Source organism: Alistipes onderdonkii, from assembly GCF_025145285.1.
Lineage (GTDB): Bacteria > Bacteroidota > Bacteroidia > Bacteroidales > Rikenellaceae > Alistipes > Alistipes onderdonkii.
In genome coordinates, this window is sequence record NZ_CP102251.1 from 1,872,677 (window position 1) to 1,885,760 (window position 13,084).

Below are 13,084 nucleotides of genomic sequence, written 5' to 3' on the forward strand. Positions count from 1 at the left end.
TGTGTAACCTGTCGTGTGCTTTCGTGCAGGAAGCGGTTATGTGTTTTCTCTGCAAAAAAGCAATCGAGTACCTTTGGGTGACAAAAGGTGGCTAAAATCATCTGCAAGCCGTTTTGGCGGAGTGTTCGCGGTTTTTCTCCGAACGGTTCCGAACGACTGCGCTTTACGCCTGCCTGCTCCGGGCGCTCGTTGCCGCGTCTGCTCTTATCCCGCTGCAAACGGAATGCAGGGATTTATACGTAGCCGTTATTTAATCCACTTCTGCGGCCCCGTGCGGTGCTTGAGGAAATATTGCTGTGATTTGAGCAGGTTGCGCGATTGCAGCACCATGTTCTTGGTTTCGGTGAGGATCGTCAGGTACAACATGCTGGCCTTGGTATTCGAGCGGGCTTCGTTGATGCGCGAAAGCTCCGATTTGATGGCCTCGGCGATCGACTCGAACAGTTGGTCGCGCAGCGTGAGCACCATCTCGATCTCCGAGAAATCGCCGTCGCGCAGCATCTGGTTGATATGTCGGTAGATCGACTCCACGTCGTCGTTGATCGACATGAGGTCTTTGGCCTGCTCCTTCGAAAGCCCTTCGTGGTTGTTGTCGATGTGTTCGAACGCCGGGCGCGTGATGTGCATCAGCGCCTTGGTCATTTCGTTGAGGTAATCGACCACCTGCACGTAGTAGTGGGCCGTGTTGACGTCGCTGCTCTGGAGCTTTTTGAGCGTGGGCAGCAGCGTGTATTTGCGTTCGCGTGACTGGTAGAAGAGGTCGTTCGACTCTTTGACCATGTCGCGCAGCACCTTGCGGTTCTCCTTGAATACGGCGATCAGCGTACGGTCGTAGATCTTTGTTGCCGACTCCATCGTGCGGCACACCTCGTCGCGCAGGTTGACGATGATGTCTTCGGAGGACAGGGGTTTCACCCCGGCTGCGGCAGGGGCGGCGGAGGCTTTGCTTTTCTTGATGAAATTGCTGTGGATGAGCATGTATCCGCATAGTACCGTGACGATGATGAAGGCGATCGTGCCGCCGTAGATCAGGGCGAGCCCGACGGCGAAGGCGATCAGGAACCCGCCCAATGCCGTGATGAACCACCCGGCGATGACGGTCATGACGCCCGAGATGCGGTATACGGCGCTTTCGCGGCCCCAAGCGCGGTCTGCGAGCGACGAACCCATGGCCACCATGAAGCAGACGTAAGTGGTCGACAGGGGGAGTTTGAGCGAAGTGGCTATGGCGATCAGCATGGCCGAGGTCGTGAGGTTGACCGTGGCGCGGATCATGTCGTAGGGGGCACCGCTATGTTCGATGTCCTCGTATTCGAACCGGCGTGAGACGGCGGCTCGTACGCGCGGGGGGATGACCCGTTCGATGCCGGCGTTGATGTTGAGCGCTGCGCGGACGATCGTGCGCGACATGACCGACGAGCCGTACTGTTCGGGGCCTTCGTCTCCCTGTGCCGCTGAGAGCGACAACTCTGTCTCGGAGACGTGCATGGCCTTTTTCGAAGTCCAGAGCGTGAGTATCATGATGGCGCCCGCGGCCAAAAGGATCAGGAAATTGGCTGGGACGTTCTCGCTCAGGGCTCCCATCATCATCTGCGGATCGCCCGAATGTTTGGCGATCGAGAAGGCGTCGAACCCGGCGACGGGCACGCCGATGAAGTTCACCAGGTCATTGCCCGCAAAGGCCAGTGCCAGTGCGAACGTACCCGACAGGATCGTGATGCGCAGGATGTTGATTTTGAACCGCTGGATGAAGAACAGCAGCACGGAACATGCCACCCAGCAGATGAAAAGCGACAGCAGCAGGTGCCGGTCGACCATTTCGATGAAGGCATGGTCGGCGAGCAGCGACTTGAGCCCCTTGAAGACGGCGAAATAGATGATTGCCGTGAGCGATGCGCCGCACCACAGCGACCCGAAGCGGCGGAAGACCACCGTATAGCGGAACGAGAAGATCGTACGCGAAACATACATGACGATCGTACCGCAGGTGAAGGCGATTACCACCGACAGCAGGATTGCCGAAACGATGCCCATGGCGCGGGAGGTGTTGATGAAATGCCCGAGCGAACCGACGCCCAGCGCCGGGTCGTTCGAGATCTTGTAGATCGACACGGCGATGGCCGAGCCCAGCAGGCAGAAGATCAGCGAGACGGTGGTCGAGGTGGGCAGGCCCCACGAGTTGTAGAGATCCAGCAGGATGATGTTGGCGAACATCACGCCCAGGTATAACATCATGACCTCGTGGAATGTGAACAGTCCGGGATTGAACATGCCGCTTCGGGCCACCTCCATCATGCCGCTCGACGTGACTACGCCGACGATAATGCCGACCGAGGCGACGGTGAGGATGACCCGCATCGAAGCGGCCTTGGAGCCGATGGCAGAGTTGAGGAAGTTGACTGCGTCGTTCGTGACGCCGACGAAAAGACCTGAAATGGCGAGGATTCCCAGAATAACTACGATTACGGTGTAGATTTCGCTCATGTTGGGGTTTAGTGCAAATTGTGAACAAATTTACGCCATTTTTTCCGATGAAACGGTTTTGGCACCGATTGTTAACATTAACTTAACATGAGGCGGCTCTGTTCGTTGCGGCCGCGCGGGATATGCCGGGATGCCGGGCGGATTGAGGCATACGCCATACCGCAGGGCGTGCGGAGCGCCGGTGGGCGGAGGCGGGGACTGCCGGTTCCCGGCGGCGAAAAAGGGCGGGCAATCGTGCCCGCCCCTGTCCGGAAGGGGGAATACCCCCCCCCGTATTGCCCCACTGCCGGGAATTACTCCTCGTCGGTGTCGGTGTAAGCCTTCAGCAGCTTGTCCTGCACGTCGGCCGGAACCTGCTCGTAGGACGAGAATTTCATCGTATAGGTGGCCGAACCCGACGTCAGCGACGAGAGTGTCGTCGAGTAGCGGTACAGCTCAGCCAGCGGAACCATGGCGTTCAGACGGTCGAAGCCCTTGTCGGACTCCATTCCGGCTATCATCGCGCGGCGGTTCTGCAAGTCGGACATCACGGCGCCCATGTAGTCGCTCGGGACGAGTATCTCGACATTGTAGATCGGCTCCATGATCTTGGGGCCCGCGTTGCGGAAAGCCTCCTTGAAGGCGTTGCGCGCCGCCAGTTTGAACGAAATCTCGTTCGAATCCACCGGGTGCATCTTTCCGTCGTAGACCACCACGCGGATGTCGCGGGCGTAAGAACCCGTCAGCGGGCCTTCGTCCATCTTCTCCATGATACCCTTCAGGATGGCGGGCATGAAGCGTGCGTCGATGGCGCCGCCCACGATCGCCGAGTAGAATTGCAGCTTGCCGCCCCATGCCAGGTCGTACTCCTCCTTGGTCTTGGGGTTCACGACCATGTCGCCCTTGCCGGGAACCTTGTAGTTCTTGGGTTCGGGCATGTTGTCGTAGTAGGGCTCGATGATCATGTGCACTTCACCGAACTGTCCGGCGCCGCCCGACTGTTTCTTGTGGCGGTAATCGGCCTGCGCAACTTTGGTGATGGTTTCACGGTAGGGAATCTTCGGTGCGATATAGTCATAGGAGAGTTTGTTCTCCTTCTCGATGCGCGTGCGCAGGATGTTCAGATGATGTTCTCCCTGGCCTTGTATGATGGTCTGTTTCAACTCTTTGGAGTATTCAACCAGGATCGTCGGGTCTTCGAACTTGGCATCGTTCAAGACCTTGCCCAGTTTCTCCTCGTCGCCCTGCTCCTTGGCCTTCACGGCGGCGCGGTAGCGCGGTTCGGGGAAGACGATGGGTTCGATGCTGACCGGTGCCGAAGCAGCCGAGAGCGTGTCGTTGGTACGCGTGCCCTTGAGCTTCACCGTGCAGCCGATATCGCCGGCCGACAGCTCCGTGACCTTGATGCGGTTCTTGCCCGCAACGGCGAACAACTGCGAAATCTTCTCCTTGTTGCCCGTGCGGGTATTTACCAGCTCGGTACCTTCGGCGATCCTGCCGCGGATGACGCGGAAATAGGTGATCTCCCCGATATGCTGTTCGACCTGACTCTTGAAGACGAACGCCACGGCGGGTGCCGTCTCGTCGGCGGCGATCTCCTCGCCCTCGGTCGAGAGGAAACACGGAGCCTTCAGCGGGCCGGGTGCCACGTTGATGATGAACTCCATCAGGCGCTTGGTGCCGATGTCGCGCTTGCCGCTGGTGCAGAAAATCGGCATCAGTTCACGCTTGGCCAGGCCGATCTTCAGTCCGGCGCGGATGTCGTCCTGCGTGAGCGTACCCTTGTCGAAATAGAGCTCCATGAGCGCTTCGTCGTGTTCGGCGGCCATTTCGACCAGCTCCTTGTTCAGTTCCTGCGCCTTGTCCATCTCGTCGGCGGGAATCTCCAGCTCCTCGCGGTGGCCGTCGTTGTCCTTGAAACGGTACATCTTCATCAGCAGCACGTCGATGAAGGCGTTGAACTCAGGCCCCTGGTTGACGGGGTACTGTACGATGACGGGCTTCACGCGCGATGCGGCCCTGATCGACTCGATCGTGGCTTCGAAATTGGCTTTCTCGGCATCGAGTTGGTTCACCACGCCGATGACGGGCTTTTTCAGCAGGCGTGCATAGCGGGCCTGGATCTCGCTGCCGACCTCCCAGCCGTTCTGTGCGTTGAACAGGAATACGCCCACGTCGCCTACCTTGAATGCCGAGAAGAGGCTTCCGCAGAAGTCGTCCGAGCCCGGGCAGTCGATGATGTTCAGCTTGCGATCCATGAATTCGGTGAAGAGGATCGTGGAATAGATCGAGCGTTTGTATTCGTGCTCGATATCCGTATTGTCCGAGAGCGTGTTGTTCGCCTCGATACTACCCCTGCGGTCGATGACCTTACCCTCAAAGGCCATCGCTTCGGCAAGGGTAGTTTTTCCCGTGCCGGGCGCGCCGATGAGTACGATGTTTTTAATTTCTTTTGCTGAATAGTTTTTCATATTCCCGTATGGTTTTAAGGTTTTGCGGTGGTGCGGGGCATCGTCGGGAGTACTTCGCGGAGCCGGGTTCCCGGAACGGAAAGTCGTGCTGCGGAGCATTTTCCGATTAGCCGACTATAAATATACAAAAAAATCGGGATAACCAAACGGCGACACGAAAAAATCGCCCTCAGGAGGCGATTTTACGGTCGAAAAGCGGGAGGTCGATCCATGTGAGCTTTTTCCATACCCATTCGACGGGGCCGTGCGTATGGCGCCGCAGCCAGAGGCGGCAGAAGAGATACTGTACCAGGATGATTCCCACGCCTGCCAGCGTGCCGTAGATCACGTCCACGTGGCGGTAAAGCCCCAGCCCCCAGTTGTAGAAGAGCGCCGTGCCGAGCAGCGATTGCAACAGGTAGTTGGTCAGGCTCATGCGCCCGAAGAAGGTCATGCCGTGCAGCGCCCGGCGGAACCCCGGCCAGCCGTACCACAGCAGGACGACCGTCGAAACGATCGCCGTGGCCGTCATCAGGTTGCGCATCGCCTCGAACGGTACGAGCCACGTGCCCGCGATGCCCACGGCCAGCAGCCCGCCCCAGATGCGTCTGTGCTGCCCTTCGTCGTAGAAGAGCCGGTAGCGGCCGGCCAGCATGCCCAATACGAACATCAGCAGCGTCTGCGTGCCGCGTCCGTGTTCCAGTCCCCAGCCGAACGAACTGAGCGGGCCGTAGAGCAGGCTCACGCGGGCGCTCTCGGCGAAGGTGCCCGTGGCGAGGGTGGGATAGAGGGTCTCCATGCCTTCGATGCCGCGGATCGAGAGCGTATGTCCGCTGAAATACTGCCAGAGTTCGAGCGGCTGGATGAAAAGCAGGGCCGCGATGACCCACACCCATCGGTTGGGGAGCTTGCCGATGGGAATCATCAGCAGCCCGAAAAGGGCGTAGTAGGTCAGTACGTCGCCGTTGTAGATCGCCGCGTTGACCAGCCCGATGCCGAACAGCAGCACCATGCGCCATGCGAAGCGCAGCGAAAAGTCGTTGCCCCGCTGTGCCTGGTTGTCGCTCTGGATGAAGAAGCTCAGCCCGAACAGCAATGCGAAGATGGCGTACATCTTGCCCGAAAGCAGGAATCCCAGCATATCGGCCACGGGCTGTTCCCAGCTGCCGAATCCGGCGCGGGGCAGGTCGAGGGCGCTCCAGTAGAGGTTGAAATGCTCGCGGGCGTGAAACAGGATGATCCCTGCCACGGCGATGCCGCGCAGTGCGTCGGCCACTTCGATACGGGTGTTGGGGCGGTTTGTCGTGCGGTACATGGGATATTGCGGGGTTTGGGGTTGCTTCGTAATAGTTCGTTGTCGCCGTAGGCTGTATGTTCCGGGTTGCCGGGGCGTTCCCTAATATATGTCGTTGCCGGGTATTTCCATTCCGGTCAGCCGGAAGAGCGGCAGGTGCAGTTCCCGGATACCGCGTCCGCACCATCGGTCGACGGGGTGGCATTGTCCGTTCAGATTTACTCCCGGGAGCCTTTGCGAGCCGTCGAAACCCATCAGGCCTTTGTCTGTCGTATCCATCTGCCTGCAGCCGGCCTTTTGCAACCGGGCCATGTACTCCAGCCATGCCTGCCTGCCGAGGGTTTTGCTCTCGTCCGCCGCGATTTTTCCGGGCTCGTAACCGCCCGCCCCGCCGGCTGTTTTCCTGCGGAGGGTGGTTTTGTTGCCGTTCTTTTCCATCCCTACGACGACGGGATTGTCGAATGTCCGCAGCCCGAGGAAGCGTACCCGGCTCCCGTTGGCGGCCTGCCGCAGGGGCGTCTCGCCCGTTGCGCGAACCGCGGTGATCAGGAGCGGAAACAATAATAAAACGGACTTCATAACGGAACGTATTGGAGGTGGCCGGCGGTTGCTCAGGGGATCACTCCCGTCAGCGCCTCGACGGCACGGCGGCCTTCGTCGCCCAGCGAGAGCGAGTACCCGTTCACGAAGAGCGCGATATGTGCGTCGATCACCTTGTCATCCAGCTCCTGTGCGTGCTGTTTTATATAGGTGCGCGAAGCTTCGGGATGGGTGAAGGCGTATTCGATGCTCGTGCGCAGCAGGCGTTCGGCCTCGTGCCGCACCTCGTCCGGCAGGCTGCGCCGGGCTGCGATCCCGCCCAGCGGCAGCGGCAGCGCCGTCCGCTGCTCCCACAACTGCCCGAGGTCGGCGACCAGTTCCAGTTCCCGTTCACGGTAGACGAAGCGGCCCTCATGGATAAGTACCCCGGCGTCGAAATCGCCCCGCTCGACGGCAGCCGCGATTCGGGAGAAGAGCAGCGGTGTACGCTCTTCGATTTCGGGGAAGAGTTTGCCCATCAGGACATTGGCCGTGGTGTGCAGCCCCGGGACGGCCACACGGCGTATCGGCCGCGTATCGCCTGCGCGGCGTACCAGCAACGGCCCGTTGCCGCGTCCGAGTGCCGCACCGCTGTCGAGCAGCACGTAGTGTTCCGCGATGGCGGGCAGCACGGCGCAACTTATCTTGCTGATGTCGGCACGTCCCAGCCCGGCACCGCGGTTCAGCTCCTCGATGTCGTGGTATTCGACCTCGAAGCGCAGGCTGCCCGTGTCGATGCGGCCGTTAACGAGCGCGTCGAACATGAAAGTGTCGTTCGGGCAGGGTGAGATGTGCAGTTTCAGCCTCACTGTTTCTGCGCCTCGGTGATGTTGCGGGCGTTTTTCTCGTTGTCGCTGCGGTTGCGTTTACCCCCGAAACGGCCCAGCAGCCATCCGGCGGCAAAAGTCAGCACGAGGACGATGATGTCGATAAATACGTTGGCCAGCCACCGCTGGATGGCGGGGGCGAATTGCCAGACCAGGATGAAGACGACCAGTATCAGGATCAGTCCCGCCCAGAGCATCCAATTTTTATTCATTGCTTTCGAATATTTGGTTTAACTTTTCCGTCAGGTTCCCGACGGCCTCCTCCACAGCCCACTGGCCGAAGGGTTCGCCGACGTAGTTCGACACGGCGCGTATCTGGCAGCATGCGACGCCCAGCGCGTCGCATACGGCGAAAAAGGCTGCGCCTTCCATGTTCTCCACTTCCGGCAGGTACTCTTGCGGCGTATCCTCCGGGCTTCCTTCCGGCCTTTGGGCCGGGTTGCCGGCATTGTCCGGTATTCCGGGTTGCGTGGCAAGCGCCGTGCGTTCCATATCGTCCGGCGTTTCGAACCCGATGGGAGCCGCTATGTTCCCCGGCTGGTTTCGGGCATTGCCCGGCGTCTGGCGTTGGGTGCCTTCCGCTGCGTGCTCTGCTCCGCCTCCGACCGTAAATCCGGGGTGCGGCTCCGTGAACCCGGCATCCCCTGCCGCGTGCCCGGTGCCTTCCGCCGCGCTTTTCGGCCCGCCCGTTGCCGCGGCTCCGTCGCCCGAGCGGTTGACGGTGACCCCGGCTGCAAGGGGTAGTCCCAGGTCGGGGCCCGAGGTTTCGTATTCGCGGGCGTAACGCTCGGGAATGCCCGCTATGCGTTCGCAGACCACTTCGACCACCTCGCCGCGCCGCAATGTCCGGTCACAGGCGCCGGCAATGCCGGCCAGTACCACCAACTGCGGCTTTTTGGCTTTCACGGCGCGCAGGGTCGCCGCTGCGATTTCGGCCATGCCCACCCCGCCGACGAATACCGGGTCGCGGGGCTCGGTGAGGATGAACGCCTTGGCCTCCTCGATGGTCGGGAAAATGAAAATCCGTTTCACGTTACCGGCCTACGACTGCTTCGAGCTCCTCGACCGTGACGGGTATCTTCTTGTCGCCCAGCATACGGCTCCCGCTCTCCGTCACAAGGATGTCGTCCTCGATGCGGATGCCGCCGAAGTCGCGGTAGCCTTCCAGGGCGTCGTAATTGACGATCCCCTTGTAAAGGCCCTCGGCCCGGCATTTGTCGATCAGCGCCGGGATGAAGTAGAGCCCCGGTTCGTCGGTCATTACCGTCCCCGGTTCGAGGCGCCACGCCGCACGGTAAATGCAGGTCGCGGACTTGGCGGCGCGTTGGGCGATCGAGGAGAAGTCGAAGCTCCGCTCGCCCATCGCCTCGCAGTCGTGCACGTCCATGCCCAGCCCGTGTCCCAGCCCGTGGGGCATGAACATCGTCATGGCACCCGCGGCCACGGCGTCGGCCGCCGATCCCTTGATCAGCCCTATTCCGGCAAGCCCTTCGGCCAGCGTCGTGTAGGCGGCGTTGTGTATCTCGGAGTACATCATGTGCGGTTTGACGATGTTGGCCACATGGTCGTGTGCCGCCAGCACGATGTTGTAGACATCCTTCTGTTTCTGCGTGAATTTCCCGCTTACGGGGTAGGTGCGGGTGTGGTCGGAGCAGTAGTTGTCGACCGTTTCGCCGCCCGCGTCGCACAGCAGCAGACGTCCCTCTTCCAGTACGCCGTCGGCGTTGAGGTTATGCAGTGTTTCGCCGTGCTGTGAGACGATCGACGGGAACGACACGCCCGAACCGTAGGATTTGGCGACGCCTTCGATGGCGCCCGCGATTTCGCGCTCGACGACGCCCGGGCGGCACATCTTCATGGCCAGCGTGTGCATCTTGTAGCCGATTTGGAACGCGCGCTCCATCTCTTCGATCTCCTCGGCGCTCTTTTTCTCGCGCATTTCGGCCACGGCGAACATCAGGTCTACCGACTTGTAGTCGTGCAGCAGTGCGGGTTTGATACCCAGCAGCGACGACAGCCAAAGCTTTGTCTCTCCGCGGTAAGGGGGCAGGAAATGGATTTTGCGCCCCAGCGAAATGGCTTTGCGGAGCCGTTTCTCGAGTTCGGAGAGGGGATATGTCGCTGCGATGCCGACCTTTGCGCCCAGCTCGCGCAACGTGGGCTGCGGGCCTGTCCAGATGATGTCCTCGACCGTGAAATCGTCGCCGTAGAGTGCCTCTTCGCCCGTGTCGGCGTCGATCAGGCCCGCCAGCGAGGGGACGTTCAGCCCGAAATAGTAAAGGAACGACGAATCCTGCCGGAAGTAGTAGGCGTTGTTCGGGTAATTATTGGGTGACAGGGGGTTGCCCGGGAACAGGACGATGCCCGATCCGATTTTGGTGCGCAGCATGTTGCGGCGCGCGGCGTAGGTTTTTGCTGAGAACATATGCGTAGTGTTTTAGATTTCCGATAATCCGTATTTCGTTTCCGGGGACGGTTTCCCGCGCCTTTCGCAGGGCTACGTATCCCTCCTTTTACAAAAATAGTAAAAATATGGCAAGCCCGTTCCCCGGCGGGTTTATTTTTTGCGGAGGGCGATGGCCCGGAGCGTACGGCTTTTGCGTAGCGGGACGTCTGCCGTCGTTCGGGGCGGACGGTGTATCCGCCGGCAAGCGGCAGAAAGGCTGGTTTTACGACCGTGCGGCAGAGGAACGGGACTGGTTTGCGGCGGTGCCGGGGGCGGAAGGCTTTCGCCGCTCCGCCGCAGCCCGGCGGCTTTGCCCGGGGCGGTTGCCCCGCCGCCCTGCTGTCCGGGCGGAGTCGGGCCGTTCCGCTGCGCCCCGCTTCCTTCGTCAGAATTCGATGGCGGCACCCGTTTCGCCCACCGTGACGGTGACTTCGCGCCCCATGTAGAGCGCCACATTGGGGTCTTCGTGCCCCGCGGGCAGGCCGAAGACGACCGGGATTCCCAGCGGCCGCACGTATTGCGCAACGATGTCGTAGGGGTCGGTGATGCCGAAATGTTTTTGTCCGGCCATGTCGGAAAAATGCCCGACGAGGATGGCTTTGCATTTGGCGAGCTTTCCGCTCCGGGCGAGTTGTTGCATCATGCGGTCGAGGCGGTACATGTGTTCGCCGACCTCCTCGATGAAGAGCACCGTGGGGGCGTCGAAGTCGGGTTCCTCGGGTGTGCCGAGCGACGAGCAGACGATCGCCAGGTTGCCGCCCGTGAGGCGTCCGCGGGCCGTGCCCGGGCTGTTGAGCGGGTGAGGGTCGGTGTCGATACGCTGCCGCAGTCCCAGCAGCGCGCTGCGCAGCGCTTCGTCGGAGACGATCGATTCGGGGGTCTCGTCGCGGCCGAAGCGGAACTTGCCCGGCATGGTGGCATGGAGGCTCTCAACGCCCAGCCGTCCCAGTGCCAGGTGGAGCATTGTCACGTCGCTGAACCCGACGATCCATTTTGGCTGCTCGCGCAGGCGGTCGAGGTCGATGAGCGGCAGCAGCCGTACCGAGCCGTAACCGCCCTGGAAGCTGACGACGGCTTTCACGCCGGGATCGTCGATCATCGCCTGCAGGTCGGCGGCGCGCTGGGCATCGGTGCCTGCGAAATAGGGTTGCTCGCGGTCGGCGGTATGCGATCCGAACTTAACCTTCAGGCCCCACGATTCGAAGCGCTCGCGCACCTTCGCCGTGTCGGCCTTTTCCGACAGTTTCCGCGCCGGGGTGACGATGCCCACCGTGTCGCCGGGCCGCAGGTAGGGCGGGCGGATGAATTGCGTCCGGGCGGGTGGTTGTACGGTGTCGGGGTGCAGTGTAGGGGGTGTCTCCGCGCCGGTTGCGTGCGGGGTGCGGGGTGTTGCATGGTCGGCTTGCAAAGGGGCCGTTGCCCGTTGTGCCGTATCGGAGGGTGAAGGCGGGGTTTGTCGTGCGGACGCCGTTCCGGTGCAGGAGAGCAGGACGGCGAGGAGAAAGGGGTATTTCATGCCGGATCAATGTTGTGGTATGTCTGTTGTCTGTGCGGTGTTTGGGGCGTTTGTTTTCTCTGTTTACCGTGCGTGCCGTGCCGGGTTGCACGGGCGGTGGCGGATACCTGCCGGAGCGTCCGCCGTTCTGCCTGCCGGGGGTTATTTCTTCTGCCGGGTCAACCCTTCGGGCAGCGGTAGCCGGATGCGGGTAAGGCTGACGACGGCTCCTGTGAGTGCGAACCCGCCGGCGAGCAGGAGTGCCGTGTGGGTGCTGTCGTCGGGGACGATGTGGAACAGCAGCGCCATCAGGGCCGCGCCCGTGGTCTGGCCTATGAGACGCGCCGTGGCGAGCATGCCGCTGGCGCTTCCGCTCCTCTCGGGCGGAGCCGAGGCGATCAGGATGCTGTTGTTGGGCGACTGGAAAAGCCCGAAGCCGGCACCGCAGAGCACCAGCCGCCATACGATGTCGCCCGGTACGGGGTGTTCGGGCAGGAATGCCAGCAGGAACAGTCCCGCGGCCATGGCCGTCAGCCCCGTCCCGCCGAGCAGTCCGGCGTGGATGCGCTCGACGAGCATTCCGGCCACGGGAGCCACGACCATGATCACGGCCGGCCATGCGGTCATCAGCAGCCCTGTCGCCACTTCGTCGTAGCCGAATTCGTGTTGCAGGTAGAATGGCAGCGCTACCATGGCCAGCATTTGCCCCAGGAACGAGCAGATCGACGTGACGACCGAAACCGAAAAGATCGGGATGCGCAGCAGGTCGAACGGCAGGATCGGATAGGGCTCGCGCAGCTGGCTGCGGATGAAGAAGAACCCGACGATGAGCAGCGCTGCGATGCCCAGGGTGAGCAGGCGCGGGTCGAGCCCGTGCGAGAATCCTTCGACCGAAGCCATCAGCAGGCCGAAGGTCAGGGCATTCATCACGGCATCGCGCCAGTCGAAACGGCGTGCGCTCACCCGCACGGGATTGTCCGGCAGGAAGCGGCGGCTCAGCCACAGCGCCACCAGCCCGATGGGGATGTTCACGGCGAAGAGCCACGGCCACTGGGCGACGGAGAGGATGCCCGCAGCCAGCGTAGGCCCGGCGACCGACGACACGGCGACGACCGTGGCGTTGATTCCCATGCCGCGTCCCAGTTGCGCCTTGGGGTAGATGATGCGGATAAGCGTGGTGTTGACTGATGTGACGGCAGCGGCGCCGAACCCCTGCATCACGCGCGCCAGCACCAGTGTCGGGAGCGATGTCGAGAGGGCGCAGCCCACCGAGGCCACGGTGAAGAGCATCAGGCCGCCGATATAGACTTTGCGGTAACCCACCACGTCGCCCAATGCCGAAAACGACAGCAGCGAGACCATGATGGCCAGCTGGTAGGCGTTGACGATCCAGATCGAGTCGGCCGCCGAGATACCCAGTTCCAGTCCGATGGTGGGCAGGGCGACGTTGGCGATGGCGCTGTCGATCACCGACAGCGAGACGCCGAACGCTACGGCCAGGATGGCCCACAGGCGGCGGGGCATCGGAAG

10 protein-coding genes are annotated in these 13,084 nt (G+C 61.7%); all 10 read right to left on the reverse strand.

Annotated features, from left to right (window positions below):
* Positions 1 to 246: 246 nt before the first annotated feature.
* The 10 genes from NQ559_RS07770 to NQ559_RS07815 all read right to left on the reverse strand — a co-directional run bounded on the left by NQ559_RS07770 (position 247) and on the right by NQ559_RS07815 (position 13,078).
* Positions 247 to 2,484 carry an inorganic phosphate transporter gene (locus NQ559_RS07770; RefSeq protein ID WP_018696306.1) on the reverse strand — a complete coding sequence of 746 codons (2,238 nt, stop codon included), beginning with the start codon at positions 2,482 to 2,484 and terminating at the stop codon, positions 247 to 249.
* A 293-nt stretch (positions 2,485 to 2,777) separates the two neighbouring features.
* The gene (gene fusA2 / locus NQ559_RS07775) at positions 2,778 to 4,934 is read right to left on the reverse strand and encodes an elongation factor G2 (RefSeq protein WP_018696305.1); all 2,157 of its coding nucleotides are present in this window, start codon (positions 4,932 to 4,934) and stop codon (positions 2,778 to 2,780) included.
* A gap of 169 nt (positions 4,935 to 5,103) precedes the next feature.
* The gene (locus NQ559_RS07780; RefSeq protein ID WP_018696304.1) at positions 5,104 to 6,228 is read right to left on the reverse strand and encodes a DUF418 domain-containing protein; all 1,125 of its coding nucleotides are present in this window, start codon (positions 6,226 to 6,228) and stop codon (positions 5,104 to 5,106) included.
* Positions 6,229 to 6,309: 81 nt separating this feature from the next.
* On the reverse strand, positions 6,310 to 6,786 hold the full coding sequence (locus tag NQ559_RS07785) for a hypothetical protein (RefSeq protein ID WP_018696303.1): 477 nt from the start codon (positions 6,784 to 6,786) through the stop codon (positions 6,310 to 6,312).
* A 32-nt stretch (positions 6,787 to 6,818) separates the two neighbouring features.
* Positions 6,819 to 7,595: a 1,4-dihydroxy-6-naphtoate synthase gene (locus NQ559_RS07790; protein ID WP_018696302.1), complete on the reverse strand. Its 777-nt coding sequence runs from the start codon at positions 7,593 to 7,595 to the stop codon at positions 6,819 to 6,821.
* Positions 7,592 to 7,825 carry a hypothetical protein gene (locus NQ559_RS07795; protein ID WP_018696301.1) on the reverse strand — a complete coding sequence of 78 codons (234 nt, stop codon included), beginning with the start codon at positions 7,823 to 7,825 and terminating at the stop codon, positions 7,592 to 7,594. The genes NQ559_RS07790 and NQ559_RS07795 overlap by 4 nt, the downstream gene beginning before the upstream one ends.
* Positions 7,818 to 8,645, reverse strand: a complete 828-nt coding sequence (locus NQ559_RS07800) for a phosphorylase family protein (protein ID WP_018696300.1) — start codon at positions 8,643 to 8,645, stop codon at positions 7,818 to 7,820. Before NQ559_RS07800 ends, NQ559_RS07795 begins: the two co-directional genes overlap by 8 nt.
* 1 nt (position 8,646) lies before the next feature.
* Positions 8,647 to 10,038, reverse strand: coding sequence for an aminopeptidase P family protein (locus NQ559_RS07805; protein WP_018696299.1), 1,392 nt, complete (start codon positions 10,036 to 10,038; stop codon positions 8,647 to 8,649).
* Positions 10,039 to 10,444: 406 nt separating this feature from the next.
* Positions 10,445 to 11,575: a S66 peptidase family protein gene (locus NQ559_RS07810; protein WP_026318445.1), complete on the reverse strand. Its 1,131-nt coding sequence runs from the start codon at positions 11,573 to 11,575 to the stop codon at positions 10,445 to 10,447.
* A gap of 141 nt (positions 11,576 to 11,716) precedes the next feature.
* Entirely contained in the window at positions 11,717 to 13,078 is a 1,362-nt protein-coding gene (locus NQ559_RS07815; protein ID WP_018696297.1) for an MFS transporter, read from the reverse strand.
* Positions 13,079 to 13,084 lie beyond the last annotated feature (6 nt).